Origin of the sequence: Amycolatopsis sp. NPDC006131, assembly GCF_040614175.1 — a bacterium.
In the GTDB taxonomy this organism is placed as follows: Bacteria; Actinomycetota; Actinomycetes; order Mycobacteriales; family Pseudonocardiaceae; genus Amycolatopsis_E; species Amycolatopsis_E tucumanensis.
Genome location: NZ_JBEXTX010000023.1, coordinates 1 through 24,534, shown reverse-complemented (window position 1 = coordinate 24,534; position 24,534 = coordinate 1). Strand labels below are relative to the sequence as shown.

At 68.6% G+C, this 24,534-nt stretch carries 24 protein-coding genes; 17 read left to right on the top strand and 7 right to left on the bottom strand.

Annotated elements, in window-relative coordinates; genetic code table 11:
• Positions 1-13: 13 nt before the first annotated feature.
• Genes ABZ215_RS14965 through ABZ215_RS14950 form a run of 4 tightly spaced genes read left to right on the top strand, consistent with a single transcriptional unit; the run spans position 14 to position 3,515 of the window.
• Complete coding sequence (locus tag ABZ215_RS14965) at positions 14-802, top strand: enoyl-CoA hydratase/isomerase family protein (RefSeq protein ID WP_354949937.1); 789 nt, start codon at positions 14-16, stop codon at positions 800-802.
• Between the two features lies 1 nt (position 803).
• Complete coding sequence (locus ABZ215_RS14960) at positions 804-1,286, top strand: MaoC family dehydratase (protein ID WP_354949936.1); 483 nt, start codon at positions 804-806, stop codon at positions 1,284-1,286.
• Positions 1,287-1,290: 4 nt separating this feature from the next.
• Positions 1,291-2,454: an acyl-CoA dehydrogenase family protein gene (locus ABZ215_RS14955; RefSeq protein WP_354949935.1), complete on the top strand. Its 1,164-nt coding sequence runs from the start codon at positions 1,291-1,293 to the stop codon at positions 2,452-2,454.
• The gene (locus ABZ215_RS14950; protein ID WP_354949934.1) at positions 2,451-3,515 is read left to right on the top strand and encodes an acyl-CoA dehydrogenase family protein; all 1,065 of its coding nucleotides are present in this window, start codon (positions 2,451-2,453) and stop codon (positions 3,513-3,515) included. Before ABZ215_RS14955 ends, ABZ215_RS14950 begins: the two co-directional genes overlap by 4 nt.
• A gap of 39 nt (positions 3,516-3,554) precedes the next feature.
• Here the strand turns inward: ABZ215_RS14950 and ABZ215_RS14945 are convergent, their stop codons facing one another.
• From ABZ215_RS14945 to ABZ215_RS14930, 4 genes are read right to left on the bottom strand one after another with little or no spacing between them, the layout of a single operon-like run.
• Positions 3,555-4,322, bottom strand: a complete 768-nt coding sequence (locus ABZ215_RS14945) for an enoyl-CoA hydratase/isomerase family protein (RefSeq protein ID WP_354949933.1) — start codon at positions 4,320-4,322, stop codon at positions 3,555-3,557.
• Entirely contained in the window at positions 4,307-5,380 is a 1,074-nt protein-coding gene (locus tag ABZ215_RS14940; protein ID WP_354949932.1) for an acyl-CoA dehydrogenase family protein, read from the bottom strand. The genes ABZ215_RS14945 and ABZ215_RS14940 overlap by 16 nt, the downstream gene beginning before the upstream one ends.
• A complete protein-coding gene (locus ABZ215_RS14935) occupies positions 5,377-6,501 on the bottom strand; it encodes an acyl-CoA dehydrogenase family protein (RefSeq protein WP_354949931.1) in 1,125 nt (374 codons plus the stop codon). Before ABZ215_RS14935 ends, ABZ215_RS14940 begins: the two co-directional genes overlap by 4 nt.
• Complete coding sequence (locus tag ABZ215_RS14930) at positions 6,498-7,730, bottom strand: CoA transferase (protein ID WP_354949930.1); 1,233 nt, start codon at positions 7,728-7,730, stop codon at positions 6,498-6,500. The genes ABZ215_RS14935 and ABZ215_RS14930 overlap by 4 nt, the downstream gene beginning before the upstream one ends.
• 235 nt (positions 7,731-7,965) lie before the next feature.
• On the opposite strand from ABZ215_RS14930, the gene ABZ215_RS14925 reads away from it, so the two are divergent.
• The 13 genes from ABZ215_RS14925 (at position 7,966) to ABZ215_RS14865 (ending at position 21,727) form a co-directional block, all read left to right on the top strand.
• The gene (locus tag ABZ215_RS14925) at positions 7,966-8,640 is read left to right on the top strand and encodes a GntR family transcriptional regulator (RefSeq protein ID WP_354949929.1); all 675 of its coding nucleotides are present in this window, start codon (positions 7,966-7,968) and stop codon (positions 8,638-8,640) included.
• 258 nt (positions 8,641-8,898) lie between these two features.
• Positions 8,899-9,717, top strand: coding sequence for an SDR family NAD(P)-dependent oxidoreductase (locus ABZ215_RS14920; RefSeq protein ID WP_354949928.1), 819 nt, complete (start codon positions 8,899-8,901; stop codon positions 9,715-9,717).
• Between the two features lie 528 nt (positions 9,718-10,245).
• Positions 10,246-12,654, top strand: coding sequence for a xanthine dehydrogenase family protein molybdopterin-binding subunit (locus ABZ215_RS14915; protein ID WP_354949927.1), 2,409 nt, complete (start codon positions 10,246-10,248; stop codon positions 12,652-12,654).
• Positions 12,651-13,463, top strand: coding sequence for an FAD binding domain-containing protein (locus ABZ215_RS14910; protein WP_354949926.1), 813 nt, complete (start codon positions 12,651-12,653; stop codon positions 13,461-13,463). Before ABZ215_RS14915 ends, ABZ215_RS14910 begins: the two co-directional genes overlap by 4 nt.
• Before the next feature lies 1 nt (position 13,464).
• Positions 13,465-13,995: a (2Fe-2S)-binding protein gene (locus ABZ215_RS14905; protein WP_354949925.1), complete on the top strand. Its 531-nt coding sequence runs from the start codon at positions 13,465-13,467 to the stop codon at positions 13,993-13,995.
• A gap of 1 nt (position 13,996) precedes the next feature.
• Positions 13,997-14,593: a cupin domain-containing protein gene (locus tag ABZ215_RS14900; protein ID WP_354949924.1), complete on the top strand. Its 597-nt coding sequence runs from the start codon at positions 13,997-13,999 to the stop codon at positions 14,591-14,593.
• Positions 14,590-15,399, top strand: coding sequence for an SDR family NAD(P)-dependent oxidoreductase (locus tag ABZ215_RS14895; RefSeq protein WP_354949923.1), 810 nt, complete (start codon positions 14,590-14,592; stop codon positions 15,397-15,399). The genes ABZ215_RS14900 and ABZ215_RS14895 overlap by 4 nt, the downstream gene beginning before the upstream one ends.
• Before the next feature lie 215 nt (positions 15,400-15,614).
• Positions 15,615-16,583: a cyclase family protein gene (locus ABZ215_RS14890; RefSeq protein WP_354949922.1), complete on the top strand. Its 969-nt coding sequence runs from the start codon at positions 15,615-15,617 to the stop codon at positions 16,581-16,583.
• Between the two features lie 19 nt (positions 16,584-16,602).
• Positions 16,603-17,436 (top strand): mycofactocin-coupled SDR family oxidoreductase, encoded by an 834-nt coding sequence (locus ABZ215_RS14885; RefSeq protein WP_354949921.1) that lies wholly within the window; start codon positions 16,603-16,605, stop codon positions 17,434-17,436.
• Between the two features lie 55 nt (positions 17,437-17,491).
• A complete protein-coding gene (locus ABZ215_RS14880) occupies positions 17,492-18,325 on the top strand; it encodes a mycofactocin-coupled SDR family oxidoreductase (protein ID WP_354949920.1) in 834 nt (277 codons plus the stop codon).
• Between the two features lie 23 nt (positions 18,326-18,348).
• Positions 18,349-19,878 (top strand): CoA-acylating methylmalonate-semialdehyde dehydrogenase, encoded by a 1,530-nt coding sequence (locus ABZ215_RS14875; protein WP_354949919.1) that lies wholly within the window; start codon positions 18,349-18,351, stop codon positions 19,876-19,878.
• Positions 19,879-20,119: 241 nt separating this feature from the next.
• On the top strand, positions 20,120-21,211 hold the full coding sequence (locus ABZ215_RS14870; RefSeq protein ID WP_354949918.1) for a hypothetical protein: 1,092 nt from the start codon (positions 20,120-20,122) through the stop codon (positions 21,209-21,211).
• Between the two features lie 90 nt (positions 21,212-21,301).
• The gene (locus tag ABZ215_RS14865) at positions 21,302-21,727 is read left to right on the top strand and encodes a hypothetical protein (RefSeq protein WP_354949917.1); all 426 of its coding nucleotides are present in this window, start codon (positions 21,302-21,304) and stop codon (positions 21,725-21,727) included.
• An 85-nt stretch (positions 21,728-21,812) separates the two neighbouring features.
• On the opposite strand, the gene ABZ215_RS14860 is transcribed toward ABZ215_RS14865, so the two are convergent.
• The 3 genes from ABZ215_RS14860 to ABZ215_RS14850 are packed head-to-tail and all read right to left on the bottom strand — an operon-like array spanning position 21,813 to position 23,970.
• Positions 21,813-22,421: a response regulator transcription factor gene (locus ABZ215_RS14860; protein ID WP_354949916.1), complete on the bottom strand. Its 609-nt coding sequence runs from the start codon at positions 22,419-22,421 to the stop codon at positions 21,813-21,815.
• Positions 22,418-23,494 carry a sensor histidine kinase gene (locus ABZ215_RS14855; protein ID WP_354949915.1) on the bottom strand — a complete coding sequence of 359 codons (1,077 nt, stop codon included), beginning with the start codon at positions 23,492-23,494 and terminating at the stop codon, positions 22,418-22,420. Before ABZ215_RS14855 ends, ABZ215_RS14860 begins: the two co-directional genes overlap by 4 nt.
• A gap of 47 nt (positions 23,495-23,541) precedes the next feature.
• Complete coding sequence (locus tag ABZ215_RS14850) at positions 23,542-23,970, bottom strand: hypothetical protein (protein WP_354949914.1); 429 nt, start codon at positions 23,968-23,970, stop codon at positions 23,542-23,544.
• Positions 23,971-24,534: the final 564 nt, after the last annotated feature.

Genomic DNA, 24,534 nt, shown 5'->3' with positions numbered 1-24,534 from the left:
CCAGGAGGAACTCATGTCCGTCGAATCACCGGTGCTGACCGTCAAGGCCGACGGTCCGGTGCGGATCGTCACGTTCAACAAACCCGACACGCTCAACGCGATGTCGCGGGATCTGCGAATGGCGGTGAACTCGCTGTGGCACGAGCTCGGCGACGACTGGGAGGCGAGGGTGGTCGTGCTGACGGGCGCGGGACGCGCCTTCAGCGCCGGCGGTGACGTGCCGGAGTTCGTCGAGACCATCGAAAACGAAGACCTGCGGCGGGCGAACTTCCGCGAGGCGGGTCGCCTGGTCGCCGAGATGGTCCGGTTCCACCTGCCGGTCATCTCCGCCGTGAACGGGCCCGCGGTGGGACTCGGGGCGAGCATCGCGGTGATGGCGGACATCGTCTTCATGGCCGACAACGCGTTCATGGCCGACCCGCATGTGGCGATGGGGCTGGTCGCTGCCGACGGCGGGGTCGTCACCTGGCCGCTCATGATGAGCCTGTTGCGCGCAAAGGAATACCTGTTCACCGGCGAGCGCATCCCGGCGCGGGACGCGCTGTCCATGGGGCTGGCGAACCGGGTGGTGCCCGCTGACGCGCTCCTGGACGAGGCGGTCGTCTTCGCGCACAAGCTGGCGGCCCTGCCCGCGCAGGCGCTGCAGGACACCAAGCGTGCGCTCAACCTGCACGTAGCCGCGGCGGCGAACGCGGTCCTGCCCTTCGCGCTGATGGCCGAGGAGCTGTCCTTCGGATCCGGCGACGTGGCGCGGAAGGTCGGCGAGTTCGGTGCTCGGCGCAAGCCCGCCACGGAGAAGTGACATGATGGTGATCCACGGCGTCGACGACCTCCTCGGCCGGGCGGGACAGGAGCTGGGGGTGAGCCCCTGGTTTCCCCTCACCCAGGACGACGTCGACGTGTTCGCCGAGGTCACGCGCGACCACCAGTGGCTGCACGTCGACACCGACCGGGCCAAGGGCTCGGTCTTCGGTGGGACGATCGCGCACGGCTTCCTGACCCTGTCCCTGATCACGCACCTGCATCACGAGGTCTTCGAGATGAGGGACTACACCCACGGTCTGAACTACGGGATGGACCGGGTGCGGTTCCCGGCTCCCGCGCGCGTGGGCTCGTCCGTCCGAGCCAGGGTGACCGTGGCGGAGGCCCAGGATCGAGGCGATGCCGTCCAGGCGACGTTCCACACCGTCATCGAAAACGACGCGACGGACAAACCGGTGTGTGTCGTCGACTTCCTGGTGCGGTACTACGGCCCCCGACTGCACCCGCGCTCCCGGGAGGCGTGAACCGGTGGACCTGACATTCACCGCGGAGGATGAACAGTTCCGCGCCCGGGTAAGTGCCTGGCTCGACGAGAACCGCCCAACGAGCCGCCTCCTGCCCCCCACGACGCCAGAGGGCTTCCGGCAACACCTGGACTGGGAACGCCGGCTGTTCGAGGCCGGGTTCGCCGCGCCTGGGTGGCCGGAGGAGTTCGGTGGTCTCGGTCTGGACCTGTGGGGAGAGACGGTCTTCGACGAAGAGTACGTCGCGCGCAGGCTGCCGGAACGACTCAACAAGATGGCCCTGATCCACGGTGCTCGCACCGTGATGGCCCACGGCACCGCCGAGCAGAAGGCCCGCTGGCTCCCGGGCGTGCTCGACTGCAGCGACATCTGGTGCCAGGGGTTCTCCGAACCAGGCGCGGGCAGCGATCTGGCCGCCATCCGAACCACAGGCCGCATCGAAGGCGACGAGATCGTCCTCGACGGCCAGAAGACGTGGACGTCCAACGGTGCCATCGCCACCCGGATGTACGCCCTGATCCGCACGGACCCGCGGGCGAGCAAGCATCGTGGCATCAGCTTCGTCGTCTTCGACCTCGACATCGACGGGGTCGAGATCCGCCCGATGCGGCAGTTGCACGGCAACTCAGGCTTCGCCGAGGTCTTCTTCACCGGAGCGCGGATCCCCGTGTCGAGCGTCGTGGGCGGACTGGGTGACGGCTGGCGGGTTGCCCAAACGGCGCTCAAACTCGAGCGAGGAGCCTCCCGGGGGTCGCACACCAGGTTGAAAGGGCACCTGGACGGCCTGGTCACCGTGGTGGACCAGGCCGGTGCCGACCGCGCCCTGACGGAACGCCTCGGCGCACTGCGCTCATGGGTCTACGCCTACGTGCAGTCGACCTACGCGTTGACCGACACCGTCGCGCGCGGCGGCGACGAAGGTGTTGCGGCCAGCATCAACAAGCTGCGCTCGACCGAACTCCAGACCGCGATCGGGGAGCTGCGGCTGGAGATTCTCGGTGCTGCCGGACCAGTCGTCGACGAACTGGGCCCGGCGGGAGAGCTCGGGGGATTCCACCGGGACTACTGGCACGGCCGTGCGGCCGAGATCTTCGCGGGCACGAGCGAGATCCAGAAGAACATCATCGCCGAGCGGGGGCTCGGCCTGCCGAGGGAGCCAACCGCGTGAAGGTGGAGTTCGAGCCCGAGCAAGAAGCCCTTCGGCAGGCTGTCCGCCGCGTGTTCGAGAAGCATCTGGGTCCCGAACGGTTGCGTCAGCTGTGGGACAGCGAAACCGGCCGGGACGAGGAGTTGTGGGGCCGGCTGGCCGAGATCGGCCTGCCCGCCCTGCTGATCCCCAGTGAACACGGCGGACTCGACGCGGACGAGCTCGACATGTTCCTGGCCCTTGAGGAAGCCGGCCGCGCCGCGCTCCCGGACGCTGTGGTCGAGTCGTGGCTGCTGGCCCCGGCCCTGCTCGGTGGCGCCGGGGACGCCGATCTTGCCGGCTTGTGGCTTCCGCGACTCGCGGCCGGGACAGCCCGCGCCACCGTCGTTTTCGACGGGGGAACCCTCGCGGCTGACGCGCACCTCAGCGACCTGGTCCTGGTGGAGTCCGGTGGGCAGGTGGTGGCCTACGAGCGTGCCGACCTCGTTCTGACCCCGGTCGCCTCGATGACCCCCGGGCAGCGCTTGTTCCGCATCGTCCCGCAGGAGGGCGCGGGGGTGGTGATCGGTTCCGGTGGCCTGGCGCTCGCGCGGTCGCGTCGTGCTGTCGGCTCGGCAGCCCTGTTGGGCGGCCTGTCGGCTTACCTGATCGAGCGTGCGGTGGAGTACGCGATGGTTCGTGAGCAGTTCGGTCGGATCATCGGGTCCTTCCAGGCGGTCAAGCACATGCTGGCCGGCGCCGCGAGTCTCAACGCGCTGGCCAGGCATGCCTCGGTGGCGGCGACGTTCGAGGTGGCCAGGCGGCGTGCCGATCACGGGGATGCCGCCACGCTCGCTCACGTGTGCGCGATCGACGCGGCGCGCGAAAGCAACCGGGTCTGCCTCCAGGTGCACGGGGGCATCGGGTTCACCTGGGAGCACGACCTGCAGATCTGGTTGAAACACGGGAAGAGTCTCGAGCTGGCCTACGGAAGCCGCCGGGAGGCGGCGTGGGCAGCGGGGCAGCAAGCACTCGCGGCCCGGAGCTGCGAGCGTTGTGAGACGCTTCCGAGCCGAAGGACGAGCGCGACGCCGGTCCCTTGAACAGGCCGGCGTCGCGCTCATCGTTGTCCGAGGCGATTCTTATCTCCCGGTGAATTCGGGCGTCTCGCGCGCCAGGCTGGCGGCGATGCCGATGCGGCTGTCGACCGTGCGCCACAGCCGGCGCTGTTCGTCGAGTTCGTGCTGAAGCGCGGCGCGGACCTGCACTGCGAGCTCCGAGCGCAAGGTACGCCTGATCGCGTGCACGGCGAGCGGGGCTCGCTCCGCGATCTCGGTAGCCAGCGCCACAGCAGCGTCGTGCTCGCCGCCTGGCTCGGCCAGCCGGTCGGCAAGGCCCAGCCGCAGGGCTTCTGTGCCGCCGACACGCCGCGCCGTCAGGAGCATGTCGAGCGCCGGCTGAGCGCCGATGATCCGGGGAAGCGTCACGGAGAGACCGAAACCGTGGTGGAAGCCGAGTGCGGTGAAGTTCGCGACGAATCGCGTCGCGGTCGAGGCGACCCGGAAGTCGGCTGCGCAGGCCAGCCCGAGCCCACCGCCGATCGCCGCGCCCTGCACGGCCGCCACGATGGGCAGTTCGAGTTCGAACAGGCGTGCTCCCTGTTCGTAGATCTCCGCAGCAGCGCGGTCACGGTCGCCCTCCAGCGGTCCTGCCCCGAAGTCGGCGCCGGCGCAGAAGTGCTTTCCTGCCGAACTCAGCACGATAGCGCGGGCGTTGCCTGCGGAGGCCACGTGCTCGCCGATGTCCGCGACGCGGCCGAGTGTTTTCGCGTCGAAGAAGTTCGCGGGGCCGCGATGAATCACGATGTCGGCTACCAAGCCGTGGATGTCCACGGTCACGTCGTCGGCCATGTCACCTCGATTTCCGGGTCGTGGTCGGCCACCGTGCGGGCGAAGGAGCGTTTGGCCACCGCAGCGCCGATCGCCGCGGAGAGCTCCGGCTCGGTGCCGAACTCGTGTTGCCAGGCGTAGAGCCTGCGGGTGTGCAGGTGCAGCGGGTACTCGCGGGTCATGCCGATCGCGCCGTGCGCTTGGTGGGCGGCCTGCGCTGCCACGCGTGCGCATTCGTTGGCGACGAGCTTGGCTGCGAACGCTTCGAATCGCGCCGGGCGCCGTGCGGCCGCTGCTGCCGCACGCCAGGTGCTCATCGTGGTGATCTCCGCCGCCTGGGCGATGGCCACGGTGTGCGCTTGAACCGCCTGGAACGTGCCGATCGGCCGCCCGAACTGGACGCGGTCCTCGACGTAGCGGCTGGTGAGCAAGTGCGTGGCGGTGAGCGTGCCGGCCAGCTGACCGGCACGCAGCAGGGCTCCCCGGGCGAACAGGTCCACCGGGGTGACCGCGGTGGCGTCCTCGAGCACCGGCGGTTGGGCGACGTGCAGGTGGTCCCTGGGATGACCGGCCAGGTCCTCGTGATCCTCGCGTTCGCACCGGGACGGGTCGAACGCGACGACACGGAGGTGGCCGTGGTCGTCGTGCAGCAATGCGACCACCAACGCGGCGAACCTGCCCCAGGGAACGTGCCGAACGGTGCCGTGCAGCTGTCCATCGGTGAAGCGGAGCGGGTCCTGTCTCCACGCGGGCGCGACGCTCAGCGGGCCATTGGGGACAGGGAGGCCGGCCGAAGCGAGGAGGTACGCCGCCAGGGCGGTCTCGGCGAGCGGGAGCGGGGCGGAGTGGCACGCCGCCGTCATGAGGACGGTCAGCAGGTCCGTCAGCGAGCCACCCGAGCCACCGTGGGACTCGTCGATCCCGATCAGAGTAAGCCCGAGCTCTTCGGTGGCGTCCCAAAGCTCGCGGGGGAACTGCTTCTTCCGGTCGAAATCCGCAGACGGTTCGGACGCGCGGTCGTCGAAGAACTCGCCCACACTGGCGGCGAGGTCCGCGTCTGGACTGATGTCGTCGTTCATCGGCGGTTCAAACCTTTCGCGGCGACCGAACGCAGGATCTCGTTCGTCCCGCCGCGGATGGTCCACGACGGGGCGACGAGCATCGCGCGGGCGAGCAGGGACTCCCAGGGGTTCGCCGACGTCATGTCCGGGGCGCGGCCGAGGTGGCGGGCAACGAACCGGACACAGTCGGCCTCCCAGCGTGTGGCGAGTTCCTTCACCATGGCGGCTTCGGTCACCGGTGACCGGCCGTCGTCGACGAGCCGGGCGATCGACAAGGACAGGCCGCGCAGGGCCCACATGCGCGCGGTGATCGTCCCGAGGTCCTCGTGCGCGGAGTGGTCGTACCAGGGGATTTCCGTGGCCCAGTGCTCGATCACGGGGAACATCGACATCCACCGGTCCACGCCACCACGTTCGAGAACCAGCTCGCCGGTGTTCTGTGCCCAGCCTGCCCCGACTTCGCCGAGCCGGTCCTCGTCGCCGAGGTCGACGTCGTCGAAGGACACCTCGCAGAAGTCGCTGGTCCCGTCGATGAAGGTGATGGGAGCGATAGTCACACCGGGGGTGTCGCAGGGGATGATGAACTGGGTGAGGCCGTGGTAGCGATCCTCGGACGTGCGGAACAAGCCGAGGATGTGGGTGGCGTGTGCGGCGCCGGTCGTCCAGATCTTCGTGCCGGTCAACCGCCAGCGGTCCCCTCGGCGTTGCGCGCGGGAACGCAGTGACGCGAGGTCGGAGCCGGCGTCGGGCTCGCTCATGCCGATGGAGAAGGACAGCTCACCGCGGGCGATGCGCGGTAACAGCTCCTGCTTCTGGGCCTCCGAGCCGTACCGTTCGATCATCGGCCCGCTCTGCCGGTCGGCTATCCAGTGGTAGCCGACCGGGGCGCCGCGGGCCAGCAGTTGCTCGACGACGACGAGCCGCTCGACGGCGCTGCGTCCGTGCCCGCCGTACTCCGGAGACAGTGCCATGCCCACCCAGCCCTGACGAGCCAGGTCACGGGAGAACACCGGATCCCATCCGCCGATACCGAGGTTCATCGGATAGCTGCCGGGAGGAAGCCGGTCGTCCAGGAAGGTCCGGACCTCTGCTTGCAGGCGTTGTTCGTCCGGGGTCAGTTCGGTGGGAGAGAGGTTCACCCACGCACCTCCGATCGCTGAGTCAGGGTTTCGGCTTCGTCGAGAGCGTCCCGGGTGTGTTCACCGATCAACGGCGCGTGCCGGTGGAGGGTGCCGGGCGTGCGGGAGAACCGAGCCATCTGCGGGATCACGCGGTACGGGCCGGACACGGGGTGGGTCGCGAGCGGGAGGTCGTCCACCAGATCCTGCAGCGTCGCGACGCGGGTGGCGGGGATGCCGGCGCTCCCGCAGAACTTCAGCCACTCGTCCGTCGTCCGGGTGGTGGCGATGGCGCGGATGTCGCGATAGAGGGAGTCGGAGTTGCGCAAGGCCGCCCGCTGGTCGGCGTAGCGCGGGTCGCGGTCGGCGCCGTCCACACCGGCGGCCGCGAAAATCGCCGCGTAGTGCTTCGGCAGATAGGGGAACAGGTGTATCTGCCCGTCTTTCGTGACGTGCGGGCGTCGCTCGGCCGACATCACTCGCGGATAGCCGGCAGCGGGGACACCGGGGTAGGCGACCGGAGGTTCCTGGATCGCCCCGCTCCCGTGTTCCGTCAGCATGAACGCGGCAGTGGCCTCCTGCATCGCGACCTCGACGTGCTGGCCCTCTCCGGTGCGTTCCCGGTGCACCAGCGCTGCCGTGACCGCTTGTGCGATCACCAGTCCGCAGACCTTGTCCGTGAAGACCGTCGGCAGTAGTGCCGGCTGCCCCCACACCCGTTCCATCATGTCCGAGACGCCACTCGCCGCCTGGATGATGTCGTCGTACGCCGGGTCGTTCGCGCGGGATGTGTCCAGGGGAAAGCCCTGCGCCTGGCAGTAGATCAGGTCGGGTTTGAGCGCCGACAACGTCGCGTAGTCCAGTTGCAGGCGCTCAAGCGCGGCTGGCCGCATCGTCGCGATGACGACGTCACACGTAGCGGCGAGGCGGTGGGCCGCGGCGATCCCGGCCGGGGTCTTCAGATCGAGATCCACGGATCGCTTGTTGCGCAACAGGTTCAACGCGATACCGGACAGTTCCGGGTGCGGGCCTGGTCCCATCACCCGGTTGGTGTCTCCGCCGTTGGCCTCGACCAGGATCACGTCCGCGCCCTGGTCAGCGAGGATCTGCGTGGCGAGTGGGCCCATGATCACCCGGGTCAGATCGAGGATCCGGATGCCCCGCAACGGCCCGGTCACGGCACTAGGATCACGATGAGGAGCCGGGGTGTCATCGCTCCGCACATTCACCTCCACGACTGCGGCGTCCACTTACCGTGAGGACTATACTTTTTTGTATGCATTCTTGTCTACCGGCAGCGGAGGCGTCCTGGCTTATGCATACCTGTTGATATACAATCGAGCCTGACTACGGGCTGGAGGTGGCGAGGTGAAACCGGGCGGGTTGGTGACGACTGCTGATCCGGCCCGACGTGGTGCCTGTAGGGTGCTGGATGCACACTGTTATCCACTCAGGTTCGCCTCAGCGCTGCGGGGAGGAGCGTGAATGAGCGAGGACACCGGTGCGGTCGGCACCAAGTCCGTCGGCTCCGGCGTGGACAAGTGCCTCGCCGAGATCCGGGCCATGGTGCTGAGCGGAGAACTTCTCCCCGGGCAGAAGGTTCAGCAGGGGATGCTGGCGGAAATGCTGGGTGTGAGCCGCATCCCCGTGCGTGAGGCGCTGTCCCGGCTCCATTCCGAGGGAGTCCTCGATCACAAGCCCAACACGGGCTACACGGTAGCGCGGTTCAACAGCGAGGACCTGGCGGAGATCTACCTGATGCGCCGGCTGCTGGAGACCGAGCTGGTGAAATCCGCGGATCTCGACAGCGTCGACGCGGCCGCCATGGAGCGGCTGCACGACGGGATGGCGGCAGCTGCCCGCGAGGAGCAGCCGGACGAGTTCCAGCGCCTCAACCGCGACTTCCACTTCGCGATCTTCGACGCCTCCCCGCTGGCCGTGGTCCGGCAGGAGTTGCGACGGCTGTGGTACATGTCGGACTTCTACCGATCCATGTACCTGTACGAACCAGAGATCACCGAGCGTCTTGTCGCCGAGCACAAGGCGATCTTGAGCGCGGTCAAGAACCGGGACCGCAAGCAGTTGATCAAGGAGCTCGACGGCCACCGGGCCGGCACCGAGCAGATCGTTGTCCGGCGCCTCGGTCGCAGGCGTCGCTGACATGTCCTAGCCGGGCCGGCCTCCCGGGCGGTGGCGGTGGGTCCAGGAGCGGTAGGTCCCCGCATTTCCTGGTGGACGTCATACGTTGACCCGCAAGGTGTATTCATTTTAGCATGCAAATGCTCCGAGCGGCCTTGATGTGCCGTGTCCTCCGGGGCTCTGTGGGTTCGCTCGCGTCGAGCATGAGCGGCCATCCCGCGTCGTCTCCGTCGGCGCTGCTCTGGCGTGCCTGTCGAACATGATCCGAAAGGCGGTTCCATGACATCCGGCAAGACCATTCTGGTGACGGGCTCGACAGACGGGCTCGGGCGCCGCGTAGTGGAGAAGCTCGTCGCGCCGGGAACGCACCTTCTCGTTCACGGTCGCGACAACGCCCGGGGCAAGGAGGTGGTGGAGGCGGTTCGCCGGGGCGGGGGGACGGCCGAGTTTCTGGCTGCCGACTTCGCTGCGCTGGACGAGGTACGACGCCTCGGCGAGATCGTCACCGCGAAAGTCGGTCACCTCGACGCGCTGATCAACAACGCCGGCATCGCGCAGGTCGACTCGCCTCGTCGGGTGAGCCGCGACGGTCACGAACTGCATTTCGCGGTGAACTACCTGGCTCCCGTGCTGCTGACGCACCTGCTCCGCCCGGTGCTCGGCGGGCAGGCATCGTCGCGAGTGGTCAACCTGACCTCGGCGGCTCAGAACTCGATCGACTTCGATGACGTGATGCTTGAGCGTCGTTACTCCGGATATCGCGCCTATGGACAGAGCAAGCTCGCCGACATCATGTTCACCTTCGATCTGGCGGAGGACTGGGCCGGAACGAACGTGACCGTCAACTGCCTCCACCCCGCCGACCACATGGACACGGCTCCCGTGCGTGCCGCGGGAATCAGGCCGATCAATTCCGTGGACGCCGGCGCCGACAACACTGTCGCGCTCGCGACGGATCCCGCGCACGACGGTCGCGGTGGGCGCTATTTCAACGGTGGCAGCGCGTCGCGGGCGAGCTCTCAGGCCTACGACAGGGCGGCGCGCAGGCGTCTGCGTGACCTCACGCGGGAACTCGTGGGCCTCGACGCCAAGTTGTGACTGCCGGGAAACGCAGATCTCGACGTAGGCCAGCCGGGATCGGCCGTCGGTGACCGTGCGGGAGCGCGGTCGCGATGCGGGCGTGCCGGTCGGTACTCCACTTGCCGGTGCGGTGCGAGATGGCGGATCTGTTGCGGCGCTGTGCTGCCGGCCGACGAGCTAATGCCCGCCGCCGTGCGTCCCGAGCCGGCCGGCGCCGTGGCTTAGGTCCAGCCGTCCTCGACGATCAGCGTTGGACACCAAGGCCTCCAGGTTGTGAACGTGGTTCCTCGACGGCGCCCACCTCGCAACCTGGAGGCCTTCCCTGTCTGCACGACTCGCCACCAGCCTGCGGAACAACCTCCTTGGACATCGCACCTGGTGATCGGCGGCGAAGTCCGAACCAGAAGCTCTGCGGGACTTGTGACTTGCGACAATATGTGTACACTATCGCATACAATCTGACGAGTCAGCCGGGATTTCGACGTTCGATGCTGAGCGACGGGAGATGTTGGGCGTCGCACCCAGCTCGATCGAGGAGGGTGCGACGTGAACCTTCGGCAGCTGCCATCCACGACGACGGAGCGGGCCGGCGGTGTGAACGATGTTCTCGATCGGCAACCGCTTCGACAGCATGGTGAACGGGTGCTCACGGGCCGCGAGGAGTACGTCGGCGACGTGACGCTTCCCGGAATGCTGCACGCGGCCCTGGTGCGCAGTCCGCATCCGCATGCGCGGATTGTTTCGATCGATGTCACTGCGGCCGAGGAGATGGCCGGCGTACAGGCCGTCCTCACCGGTGAACGCGCCGCTCGCATGGCCAAACCGGTGCCCCATTTCATGGATCCAGGGCTGATGGGATGCAACACCGCGGAGTTCCCGGTGCTGGCGACGGGAAAGGTCCGATGGGTCGGTGATCCGGTCGCGGCCGTCGCCGCGGACTCGCCGGCAGCGGCGGAAGCCGCCGCCGCGGCGATCCGGGTCGACTACGAGGTGCTTCCCGCCGTGTTCGATGCCGAGCAGGCGTTGAGGCCGGATGCGCCACGCCTTTTCGACCACTGGCCGGACAATGTGATCGGTCATCTGCCCAACGCGCAAGGCGATCCCGGCACGAAGATCCGGGAGGCCGTGCACCGCGGTCACACCCGGATCGCGGTGGGGCGGCACCAAGCGGCGCCGATGGAAAACCGCGGTTACGTGGGTTCGTGGGTCACGCCCGACCGGGTCGAGCTCTGGGCGTCCACGCAGAACCCGCACATCCTGCGAACCCGGCTGTCCGACGTGCTCGGCGTGTCGGAAGAACGGGTTCGCGTGGTGGGAACACGCATGGGCGGGGCGTTCGGGCAGAAGTTCGTCGGCTACCCCGAGGAAATCCTGGTGTGCCTGCTGAGCCGCCTCGCCGGGGCGCCGGTGAGGTGGCTGGAGTCCAAAGCGGAGGCATTGCTCGCCGGTGCCCGGGAATTCCTCCACGACGTGGAGTTCGGTTTCGATGCCGACGGCGTCCTGCAGGGCCTCAAGGTTCGGATACTGGGCAACGTCGGATGCCTCGCCTCGTGGAGCGGCTGGGGCCTCACCGCCATGGGCGGCTTCACCTTCCCCGGTCCCTACCGATGCGCCGACTACGAGGTCGACGGGGTCGCGGTGGTGACGAACAAGGCCCCGTGGGCGGGGGCTCGCGGCTACGGCAAGGAACAGGCCGCCATCGTTCTCGAGCGGGTCATGGATCTGATCGCCGCCGAGCTCGGCCTGGACCCTGCCGTGGTCCGGTTCCGCAACTTCCAGCCGCCCCAAGGAATCCCGGGATGGGTGCACAACAAGCACATCGACTCCGCGGATTATGCCGGCGCTCTCACGAAGGTGCTCGACCTGGCGGGCTACGACGCGCTACGGCGACAGCAACGGGAAGCACGACAGCACGGCAGGCTGTTCGGCGTCGGGGTCGCCTTTGAGCTGTGTCCCGAAGGGGGCGAGCTCATCGGCACTCTGACCCGCGGTCACGACAGCGCGACCGTCCGGGTGCATCCCAGCGGCGCGGTCACGGTTCTCGCCGGTGTCACCAATCCGGGGACCGGCAACGAAACGACCATCGCGTACCTGGTCGCCCGGGAGCTCGGGATCGACATCCAGCGCATCGAGGTGGTCCAGGGCGACACCGACCGGTGCCCGTACGGATTCGGATCGTTCGGCAGCCGAGCTGCTACCTCCAGTGCCGCCGCCGCGGTTGCGGCCGCCCGGGAGATTCGGGGGCACATGGCACTCGCGGCGGCGGGGCGGCTGGGGTGCCCCGCGGAGGAGATCGAGTTCGCCGCGGGACAGGTCCGTGCGTCCTCCGACGGTGCCAAATCCGTGTCATTCGACGAGCTCGCCCAGTGGATCTTCACCAATGGCTCGACCGCGGCCGGCATCAACCACGCCCACCTCGATGTGACCAAACTCGAGGGGCCGCAGAACTTCCGCCATCAACCGGACGCGGCGGGCCGCACCAACTTCTACCCCGCGTACCCATACACGGCGGTGGTCGCTGTCGTCGAAGTCGACCGCGAGACTGGCGTGGTGACGCTCGGGGAGTGCTCTGCCGTCGGTGACTGTGGAGCGATCCTCAACCGCAACTTCGTCGACAGCCAGATCCTCGGAGCGTTGTCGCAGGGTGTGGGCGGAGTGCTGTGGGAGGAATTGCCCTACGACGGGGACGGGCATCCGCTCGCGCGGACGCTCAAGTCGTACCTCCTCCCGCGCTCGACCGACCTGCCCGGCTTCCGGGTCGAGCACCAGGAGACGCCGTCGCCGTTCACCATGTTCGGCGCCAAGGGAGCGGGGGAGAGCGGTCTGGGTGTGGCCATGGCCGCTGTGACCAACGCCGTCAACGATGCGGTGGCCCCGCTCGGCGCGACCCTGCACAACTTGCCGCTCACACCGCCCAGAGTGCTGGGCGCGATCGAAGGGGTGTCGTTCACATGATCCGAACGCCACTGCGTTACCACCGGCCGCGGTCGCAAGCGGAGGCCAGCGAGATCCTGCTCGCGCACCACGGAGACGTCGCGGTACTGGGAGGTGGCACCCAGCTCCTGCCGAGGATGAACCGGCACGAGGCCGAGGTCGGGAACCTCGTGGACCTCAGGGATCTCGGCCTGACTGGAATCACGAGCGTGGACGGCGCGATTGAGATCGGCGCCAGGGTGACCTACGACGACGTGCTGAAGTCGGAACTGCTGCGGTCCCGGCTGCCGTTGTTGCCGAGGATGGCCCGGGGAGTGACCGGCGGGCGTCAGCTCACGCAGCAGGCGACACTGGTCGGCGCGGCCTGCTTCGGTTTCCCGAGTTCCGACGCGCCCGGTGCGCTGGTCGCTCTCGACGCGCTGGTCGAGATCCACGGGCCGGACGGGATTCGGTCGCTGGCGATGGCGGACTTCCTGGTGGATGCCTTCACAGTGGACCTCGGCCCGGGCGAATTCGTCCGCGCGCTGCGATTGTCGCCGCAGCCATCCGGCGGCTACTGCAAGGTGAAGCACAGCACCGGGTCGTGGCCCATCGTCACGGCGAGCGCCATCCATGGATCCACCGGCGGTGTGCGCGTCACGATCGGAGCCGCTGCGGCTGTTCCCGTCGTCGTTCACCTCGACGACCCGGACGACCGGACCGCGCTGAAGAGGCGCGTGGACGCTGCGATCACCGCACCGTGGTCGGACGTGCTGGCCCCTGGGAAGTACCGCGCGGCGATCGCGGCGACCGTCGCGCGCCGAGCCGTCGACGACCTTCGAGGAGTGTGAGATGACCACATCGGCAACACCCGCGGGTGAAGTGGGCAGCCAGGACGAGCCGCCGACGCGGATGATCACGCTGAGCGTCAACGGCCGCCGGAAGCGGGTCCTCATCGAGGACCGGCAGCTTCTGGTCGACGTGATCCGCGAGCAGTTGCACCTGACCGGCACCCGCATCGGCTGCTACAACGGCGACTGCGGCGCGTGCACGTTGCGAGTGGACGGCCGCATCGCCAAGTCGTGCCTGGTGCTCGCCGCGAGCGCCGACGGCGCCGAGATCACCACTATCGAAGGCATCGCGCCGGAAGGGGAACTCGGTGACGTCCAGCAGGCGTTCTGGGACTTCGATGCGTTCCAGTGCGGCTTCTGCGTCGCTGGTCAGCTCTTCGCGGTCGACGACCTGCTCGACACCAGTGCGGATCCGTCCGAAGACGAGATCCGCACTGCGCTGCAAGGAAATCTGTGCCGCTGCACAGGCTACGTGAACATTGTGAAAGCGGCGAAGGCCGCCGCTCAGCGTCGTCACGAGAAAGGCGAATAGTGTGACCGAGGACATCCAGTCGAAGGACATCGCGGCCGGAACGCGAGGGCTGCGGCCGGTCCGCAGGGTGGTGACGGGAGTCGACGCCGACGGCCGGTCGACCATCGTGAGTGACGGGATCTGCCCCTTCACGTTCGCCTTCCCCGGCGTGCCCGACTACGGTGCGACCGACATCTGGCGCTCGAGCGTGCCGGCGGACAATGCCGACCCGGCGGAGACCTGCTACACCCCGTTCGAGGTGGAGCCGGCGAAGGGGGGCGTGGTCTTCCGGATCTCGCAGTTCCCGCCGGACGCGTTGTTCATCGACGACTTCGACCGGGATGCGGCGTTCGGTTCCATGCCGGGCACCGCCCATGTCACCGAAGGTGCGTCGCTCGGCAACGGCACGTTCCACCGGACCGCGACCGTCGATCTGGCCGTTGTGGTCTCGGGTGAGATCTATGCCCTGCTCGAGACCGGGGAGGTCAAGCTGACCGCAGGCGACACACTGGTCCAGCGCGGAACCGTGCACGGGTGGAGCAACCGCAGTTCACAGGACTGCCTCATCGCGTTCGTTCTCGTCGACGAGGAGCGGCCCCCCGGCGGGGGAACCCGGTGACGACCGCGAGCGTCCCTGTCCTGCCCGTGAGCTACGAGGACAAGGTCGTTCTCGTGACCGGTGCCTCGCGGGGGATCGGCCGTGTGCTCGCGAAGGGGTTCGCGGCCGCGGGCGCCAGGACCCTGTTCGTGGCTCGGCGCAAAGCCGAGCTGGAGGGACTCGAGAAGGAGATCGCCGACGCCGGGCACGCGGGCCGTGCATACGTCGCAGACCTTGGGGAACCGGCCGCGGTCGAAGCCGTGCTCGCGGCAATCCTGAAGGAACACGACGGCGTCGACGTGCTGATCAACAACGTTGGCATCGCGGGGCCGACCGCGCCCATCGAGGACACGCCGCTGGACGGATGGAACGAGACGATCTCGGTCAACCTCACCAGCGCCTTCCTCGCGATCCGCGGCCTGGTTCCGGCCATGAAACAGCGTGGCGGCGGTTCGATCGTCAACATCGGTTCCGTCAACGGCAAGGCTCCCTTCGCGCAGCGGTCCTCGTACGCGGCGACGAAGATGGGCCTGATCGGGATGAGCCGGACACTGGCACTGGAGCTCGGGCCGAGTGGTATCCGGGTGAACTGCGTCCTGCCCGCGAACGTCGCCGGCGAGCGGGCTGACGAGATCTTCGCCGCCCAGGCGAAGGCGCGCGGGGTCACCCTCGACGAGGCGAAGGGGCAGATCCTCGCCATGTCGCCACTGCGCACGCAGGTCGCACCCGAGAGCATCCTGAACGTGGCACTGTTCCTCGCGTCCGACTACGCGCGCCACATGACCGGGCAGGACGTGAACGTCACGGCGGGCATGATCATGTACTGAGGTGGCGCTCGCGAACCTCGCGCACGGTGTCACCGCCGTGCCTGGCACTTGTCCCGCCGGGTGCAACCGGTCCTCGTCGTGGACCTGCCCGTCGGTATCTCGGTGCTCGCACTCTCGGGGCGGTCGGCGGACGCCTGCGCAGGCGGCGCTCGCGACCGCGGCAGGCCGAGCCGGGGACGGCAAGAAAGTCACCCCACTCTCGAAAGGACGACATCATGACCGGTGCCGGCGCACTCCCGAAATACGCCGACCTGCCGACTCCGGACGGCATGCGAGCCCCTTCCTCGTGGGGGCTTTGGGGGCGGGACGACCGCTGCGGTGCGCTCAACCTCATCACCGGCGAGCGGATCAGGGCAGGCGCGGCCGAGGTGCGCAAGGGCGCGGCGTTTCCGCTGAACCTCGAGCTGGAGCTGCCCGACCCACCGCTGAGCGAGCGCCCGAGGTTCGGTTACCGCGTCGTTCCCGTCGCGGCCGGGTTGGGCAACGACGACGAGTACGACAAGTTCAACCCCCAGGCCAGCTCACAGATAGACGGTTTTGCCCACGTGCGGCACCCGCGGCTGGGCTTCTACAACGGTCTGGAGCGGGAGAAGCACGGGATGCACCACTGGGCGCGACGGGGCATCGCGGCTCGGGGCGTGCTCGCCGACGTCGCGGCGTGGCGGGAGCGGCAGGGTCGCCCGCTGGTCCAGGGCACCACGGATCCTGTCACGCCACAGGACCTGCTCGCCACTCTCGACGCCCAGGGATCGGCCGTCGAACCAGGGGATGTGCTGCTGATCCGCACCGGATTCGTCACGTGGTATCGCGGGCTCGGCCGTGCGGAGCGGGAGGCCTTCACGGCGGATCTGCGCATGCCGGGGCTCGCCCAAGGCGCGGAGATGGCGCAGGTCCTGTGGGATCTGCACCCGAGCCTCGTAGCTGCGGACAACATGGCGCTGGAGGTGTGGCCGCCGCGAGCCGACCCCGGTCTGCTGATGGACGATCCGGACGCAGCCGAGGAACGCTTCTTGCACGTCGCGCTCATCCCTCTGCTGGGGATTCCGGTGGGGGAGCTCTGGGACCTGGACGGGCTCGCGGCCGACTGCGCGGCGGACGGGCGGTACAGCTGCCAGGTGGTGAGCGCCCCGATGAACAAGGAGGGCGGAATCGCGACGATGGCCAACGCCCTGGCCGTCAAATAGATCTCGAACAGGAGCTCTCGTGCAACGATTCAAGGGACAGACCGTGGTGATCTCGGGTGCGGCCAGGGGGCAGGGGCGCTCGCACGCACTGGGTTTCGCCGCGGAAGGCGCCAACGTCGTCGGGTTCGACATCTGCGGCCCGGTGGAGAGCAGTCCGATCACGCTCGCCTCGGCGGGCGATCTCGCCGAAACCGCCGAGGAGGTCCGGGCACTGGGTGCCGGGGCGCTGTTCACCAAGGCGGACGTTCGTGACGGAGCGCAGGTCGCGCAGGTCTTCGAACAGGCGCGTGACCGGTTCGGCCGGATTGACGTCGTGGTCGCCAACGCCGGGATAATCGGACACTTCGCACCGACGTGGGAGATCGACGACGCGGTCTACCGCGAGGTGGTCGACATCGACCTCATCGGGGCGTGGCGGGTGCTCAAGTACGGGGTGACCGCCATGATCGAGGGCGGGGTGCCGGGGGCGGTGATCGTCACCGGGTCGGGTGCGTCCATCAAAGGACTGGCCAACTTGTCGCCATACGTAGCGGCGAAGCACGGCCTGGTCGGCATGGTCCGGACGGCTGCGCGGGAGCTGGGGCCCCACGGGATCCGCGTCAACTTGATCGCGCCGGGCAACGTGAACACGGACCTGATCATCAACCCGTTCGTGTACGGCGTGTACTTCCCGGACGCCGAGTCGCCGACCAGGGAGGACTTCGAGGCCCTCGCATCCAGTCAGAACCCCATGCGGCAGCCCTACGTCGAGCCGGAGGACGTTACACGCACGGTCCTCCACCTGGCGTCCGACGACGCCAAGTACGTCACGGGGACGGTGATTCCGATCGACGGTGGTCAGGGGATACCATAGACCTTGCTCGTGTCTACATTAATGTATACTATTTGAGACGACGGAGGAGGCAGCAATGGGTCGGATGGACGACAAGGTCGTGCTCGTCACTGGTGCGGCGCGTGGCCAAGGGCGCTCGCACGCCCTCCGCCTGGCCAGGGAGGGTGCCGGTGTCGTCGCGCTGGATGCCTGCACGACGTACGACCACATCGACTACCCGCTGCCGACCCCGGCCGACCTCGAAGAGACCGCCCGGCTGGTCAAGGCGGACGGCGGCCGGATCGAGACCATGATCGCGGACGTCCGGAACTCCGACGAGCTCGGCGCGGCCGTCAAGCTCGCGGTCAGCAGCTTCGGGACACTCACCACCGTCTGCGCCAACGCGGGGATCGGCGGTGAACGTGGCACCATGTGGAACACGCACGAGGAGGTGTGGCGCACCGTCCTCGACGTGAACCTCCTCGGTGTGTGGAAGACCGTCCGCGCCGCGATGCCGGCACTCATCGACAACGGCGGCGGCTCCGTCATCCTCACGAGTTCGCTCGGCGGCATCCGCGGCCTCCGGCACACCTCGGCCTACGTGGCGGCCAAGCACGGCGTGGTTGGTCTGATGCGGACGCTGGCCAATGAAGCCGGTCAATACAACATCCGGGTCAACGCGGTGCTGCCCGGGACGACGAACACACCCCTGGCCATGAACAAGGCAACGTTCCGCCTCTTCCGGCCGGACCTCGACGACCCGACGATGGACGACGTCCGCGACACGATGCAGGGGCTCGCGCTGTTGCCCACGCCGTGGGTCGAAGCCGAGGACATCACCAACGCCGTGCTGTGGCTCGCCAGCGACGAGTCCCGGTTCGTCACAGGTGTGGAACTGCCGGTGGACGGCGGTTGGCACGCCAAGTTCTAGAGATTGGTCGCGAAAGGACATTCATGAAGACCCCCACCATCACGCACTGGGCCGGCGGAGCGCCGTTCACTGGATCCAGTGACCGCTGGTCCGAGGTGACCAATCCGGCCACCGGACAGGTCGCCGGACGGCTGGCCCTGGCCTCGCGCGGCGATGCCGAGTACGTCATCGCCGAAGCGAAGGGTGCGGCCGCCAAGTGGCGTGCAACCTCGCTCGCGCGCCGGACCCGGGTGCTCTTCGCGTTCCGCGAGCTGCTCAACGCCCGGCGTGCCGAGCTCGCCGAGATCATCACGGCCGAGCACGGCAAGGTGTTCTCGGATGCCGAGGGTGAGATCGCTCGCGGTCAGGAGGTCGTCGAGTTCGCCTGCGGTATCTCACACCTGCTCAAGGGAGGGCATTCCGAGGGTGTCTCGACGGGGGTGGACGTGCACTCCAAGCGTGACCCGCTCGGCGTCGTGGGCATCATCTCGCCGTTCAACTTCCCGGCGATGGTACCGATGTGGTTCTTCCCGATCGCGATCGCGGCGGGCAACACGGTCGTGCTCAAGCCCAGTGAGAAAGACCCCTCGGCGTCGGTGTGGCTGGCTCGCCTGTGGCAGGAGGCCGGACTGCCGGACGGTGTGTTCAACGTGCTCCACGGCGACAAGGAAGCTGTTGACGCGCTCTTGCAGAGTCCGGACGTCGAGGCGATCAGTTTCGTCGGGTCCACCCCGATCGCGCGGTACGTCTACGAAGAGGCGAGCAAGAGTGGCAAGCGGGTGCAGGCGCTCGGTGGTGCGAAGAACCACATGGTGGTGCTGCCGGACGCCGACCTCGACCTGGCCGCGGACGCCGCGGTGAGCGCCGGCTACGGGAGCGCCGGCGAGCGATGCATGGCCATCAGCGTCGTCATCGCAGTGGGATCCGCGGGTGACGAGCTCGTGGCGCGGATTGCCGACCGGACCCGGACCTTGGTGACAGGCGACGGTAGTGCCGAGTCCTCCGCGTCCGCGGGACGGGAAGCCGACATGGGTCCGCTCGTGACGCGGGCGCATCGGGACCGAGTCGCCTCGTTCATCGACTCAGGCGAACGCGACGGGGCGAAGGTCGTCGTCGACGGCCGCGCTGTGGTCGCGCGCGGCGGCGATGGAGGTTTTTGGCTGGGACCGACGCTGTTCGACCACGTGTCGACCGACATGGAGATCTACCGCGAAGAGATCTTCGGACCGGTGCTCTCCGTGGTCCGAGTCGACAGCTACGATGACGCGGTAGCGTTGATCAACTCCAATCCGTACGGTAACGGCACCGCGGTTTTCACCAATGACGGTGGAGCTGCCCGCCGGTTCGAAACCGACGTCAACGTCGGGATGATCGGGGTGAACGTGCCGGTACCGGTTCCCGTTGCGTACTACTCCTTCGGGGGTTGGAAGAGCTCGCTGTTCGGCGACACGCACGCGCATGGAACCGAGGGCGTGCACTTCTTCACTCGAGGGAAGGTCGTCACGACACGGTGGACCGACCCGGTGCGGCGGCAGGAGGGCGGCCTCGAGCTCGGGTTCCCCCGGAACGACTGAGTCCCTCCTCCAGGTCTGTCCTTTCCGGACGCGGTCGGCCGGCCAACCCGGCGCTAGGTGGTGTTCCCGCGCCGTTCCTGGGTGTGCTCGGCAACGCCGGGCGTGCCCTTGGTGACAACGAGACCGCGAACCGACCGCAATCCGCTTGACGGGCAACCGATCCCGACCTAGCCTTTCTGTATACTATTTAGCTTACAAAGTGCCACATAGCGCCGGCTGCTGCCGCACAGAGGAGTGAACGATGGCACCGACATTCGACCCCGGCACACTTCTTCTCGTCAGCAGCTCGACGGCGAAGAACCTCGACTTCTTCGACCTCGCGACGGGAGCCAAGGTCGCGACGATCGACGACTTGATCGCCGAGCCGCACGAGATCGCGTTCGACCCAGGCCGGCGGCGGGCCTACGTTGCGCACACGTACCGGCACGGGGTGTACGATCAGGACGTCCCGAAGTCCCACGAGATTTCTGTGATCGACATCGACGGGCGACGCGTCATGTCGGTCATCGACATCGCGCCCTACTACGCCCCGCACGATGTCGAGTACGACCCGGAGCTCGACCTGATCATCACCGGCGTCGAGGACTTCGAGGGCCGTAATGGGGTGGTTCTCGTCAACGCCGAAACGCACCAGGTCGAGGCAAACATCAAGACCGAGGCCAGGAACTGCCACTGGCTGGCGCTCATTCCCGGCCGCAAGGTTTTTGCCACCCACAAGGAAGCTCCCGTCATCACCGTGATCGATCTGGCAAGCCGGCGAGTCGAGGGCACGATCAGTGTTCCCGGCGGCGCTGAGGAGATCGACGCCTCGCCCGACGGTGACTTCGTCTACGCGGTGACGCCGCGCATGCGCGTCGAGGTGGACCTCGACAGCGGACACTTCTTCCGGCCGGCGTCGCGTGCAGGCGAACCCGCACCGCGAGTGGTCAAGATCGACGTGGAAAGCAACAAGATCGTCGACGAGATCGAGTTCGACAACTACCAGATCGGTATTCGCGCGGGGTGCGGGCAGCGGTTGTACGTAACCGGGATGAACAACCGGGAGCGCCCGGCCGACCCGTCCGCCGATCTCAAGGCGCTGCCGCGCAACAACGGAAAGCTGCACATCGTCGACGCCTCCGACATGTCGCTCGCCGGGGTGGTCGATGTTGGTCCCCAGCCCATGACGGTGCGCTCGACGGAGGACAACTCGACGGCCTGGGTCGCCAACCTGGGCAGCGGGCTGGTGTCGGTGATCGACGTCGAGGCCCAGAAGCACATCGGCGATCTGGACAACAACGGCGGAGGTTCCTACGGCGGAACGCACGGAATGGCGCTCGTCACGCCCAGCTAGCGGATAGCATGAGCGTTGCTTCGTCAGAGAGGACTCCGGCCTCGCCGTCGGAGCCGGAGGCACGCATGCGTGCCGCTCCGCCTTCTTCGCATGACGCCGGTTCTGCGCGACGTCGCCGCACTGGAGCAACTGGCCACCGCGCCCGGCGTGATCGACCACAGTGGACCGTATCCCGTCGTCGCGGGAAAACTCGAGGTATCCGGCCCGGTGTCGGACGTCAACGTCGAGGGCCGCGACACCACCACCGCCGCCGCGGTCAACCAGCCCGTGGTGGCGCGCGGCAGCTGGGTCAGCGACGGCGGCATGGTGCTCGAAACCCCGTTCGCCGGCTCGCTCGGCGCCGGGGCGATCCTCGACCCGCGGCGCACGGCGGCCGCCCGGTTCGGCGCCGGCCCGGACACCGTGGTGGTGGTCCGGCCCGACGGCTACGTCGCGGCACGCGTGCCGCTGTGGGAGGCCGTCCAGGTCCGCGACCACGTCCAGCGGCTGACCGGCCGCCAAGCCGTTGCCGCATAAGGGCAACGCGGCTGGGATCGTCGGGCGGTCTCGGCCCTCCCAGCCGTCATCGGTGCGTTCCGGAGGCGGTGCGAGTGCGGTGCGGTCACAGCCAGCCGCGCTCGTCGGCCACCCGCAGGGCTTCCATCCGGTTGCGGGTGCCGGTTTTGGTCGTGCCTCCGGACAGGTAGTTCCGCACGGTGCCCTCGGCGAGGTACAGCCGGGCCGCGATCTCGGCCACGGTGGCGCCCGAGCGGGCGGCGGTGAGCACGTCCCGTTCGCGGGCGGTCAGTGGCGACTCGCCCGCGGCCAGCGTCGCCGCGGCCAGCGCCGGGTCCACCACCCGTTCCCCGGCCGCCACCCGCCGGATGGCGTCGGCGAGCGTGTCGGCCGGGGCGTCCTTGACGACGAACCCGGCCGCGCCCGCCTCCATGGCCCGGCGCAGGTAGCCGGTGCGGCCGAAGGTGGTCAGGATGATCACGCGGCAGCCGGTCACCTGCGCGGTGAGCACCGCGGCCGCCGCGAGCCCGTCCAGCCCGGGCATGTCGATGTCCAGCAGCGCGACGTCCGGCCGGTGTGCCAGAGCTGCGGCCGTCACCTCGTCGCCCCGGCCGACCGAGGCGACGACCTCGAAGTCAGGCTCCAGGTCGAGCAGTACGCGCAGGGCCTGCCGGATCAGTTCCTGGTCGTCGGCCAGCAGCAGCCGGATCGTCATGCCGGCGCCTCCACCCGCAGCGACCACCCGCGGGGCGATGCCGGGCCCGCGGTCAGCACTCCACCGGCCGCGGCCACTCTGGCGCGCAGGCCGGTCAGCCCGGACCCGGCGCCGGCCGGGCCGCCGACCCCGTCGTCGCGCACCTCGACGGAGGTCGGGGTCAGCTCGACCGTGCACCGGTCGGCCCGTGCGTGCCGCACCACGTTCGTCACCCCTTCCCGCAGGACCCAGGCGAACAGCTCCTGCCGCTCCGGTGGCACCGCGTCGTAGGCCGTGGGCAGGTCGGCGGTGACCCCGGCCGCCCGCAACAGTTCCCGGCCGCGGGCCAGCTCACCGGCGAGCGTGACGTCCTGGTACCCGGACACCGCGGCACGGACGTCGGCCAGCGTCCGGCGGGCCAGCTGCTCCACCGATTCCATCTCGGCCAGCGCCGCGGGAGGTGCGCCGACGGCCAGCCGCCGGGCCAGACCGCTCTTCACGGTGATGGCGGTGAGCGAGTGGCCGAGCAGGTCGTGCAGGTCTCGGGCGATCCGGTTGCGCTCGGCCTCCGAGGCAAGCCTGGCCACTTCCGCTCTGGCCTCGCGCAGCTGCTGGTTGGCCGTCGCGGTGCGGCTGAAGGCGTGGACCAGCAGCGCGGTGAACACGACGGCCACCGCGTAGTACCCGGCCGGGTCGGTGCTCCAGCCGGGTACCGCCATCGGCACCACGACGCACGCCGCGGCGCCCAGAACCACGAGAGCCACCGCCGTCCGGCCGTTGACGCGCGCCGCCGCCGACGGCACGATCACCGCGGCGAGGATCAGCACGTTCTCGTGGGCCAGCGGCGCGACCAGCACCGCCAGCACCGTCATCCCCGCCAGCAGCCACCAGTAGGACCGCCACGCCGACCGCATCGAGGCCACCACGATGCCCAGGTAGCAAGCGGAGACGGCCACCAGCAGCAGGTAACCGGCGACGAGACCGGGCCCGCGCGTGTGCTGGGCGACGCCCACGGCTGTCAGGAACGGATAGCAGAGCATGCCCAGCGAGAGCAGCAGCCGGCGCCACTCGTCCTTGCCGCGCGATTCCTCCACGCCGACGACCGTACCGACCGCCGGGCCGGCTCTCGCGGATGTCGTGATCACCGGGCCGCGAAGGTGATGCGCACGGACCGGGCGAAGGTCAGCAGGACGACGATGATCAGCAGCGTTCCGCACACCCCGTTCTCGATCTTGAACCAGACCGGGAAGGCGCCGGGAACGCATTCGATCACGATGATGGCCACCACCTGGGCCAGCGCGATGATCTGCACCCTGCGGTGGCTGCTCCGGGAACCCTTGGCCATGGACACGCCGAGCGCGAAGGTGATCAGCGAGGCGACGGCGAGGATCGAGCCACGGATCCACACCGCATCGGTGACGATGCCGGGATTGCCGCTGAACACCACGATCGCCAGCAGGGTCAGCACGCTCACGGCCGCGTAGCCGCCGAGCAGCACCTGGGCGATGTGCAGCTTCTCGCGGGCGTCGGGGTCGGTCACGGTCACGGCCGGGGGGATCTGCTTCGTCATGCCCGCAATGCTGATCAACCCGCGTTCTCGCTGGTAGCGACGTTGCCCATCACATGGTCGTGACATCTGTCAGAAACCGGACATCCCGGCTGTGAGCATCCTCGTGGCGACCGGTGTGGCACGTGCCCGTCGCACTGGTTGTCACACGCATCCGAACAGGACACGACGTGCCCGTTCCAGTGCGCGCAGCCGCTGGGAGAGCGCAGAGGTGGTGATGCCGTGCAGGCGCGACACCGGGCCTAGGACGATGAGCGCGAGGAGCTCCTGCAGGAAACCTCGCCGGAGCGCCGATTGGTGAAGCATCTTCGGGGCCGAAACGAACATCGCGAAGGTGGACCGACGGCTCCTGGAGGACCGGCGCAGTGTGCGAAGGGCACCTGATGGGCGGGACGGCGCTGGGGTGCACCGCGAGCTGTGCGGCCCGGAAGCAGCGGCGGCCGAACAAGCGAGTTGACCGGGAGGAGCGCCGGCCGGGGGGGCGGCCCGCCGGGCGCCCGGGGGGCCGGGCAGGGCGCGAACACCCCCCAACGGGCCGCGGGGAGGGGGGGCGGGGGGTGGGGGACG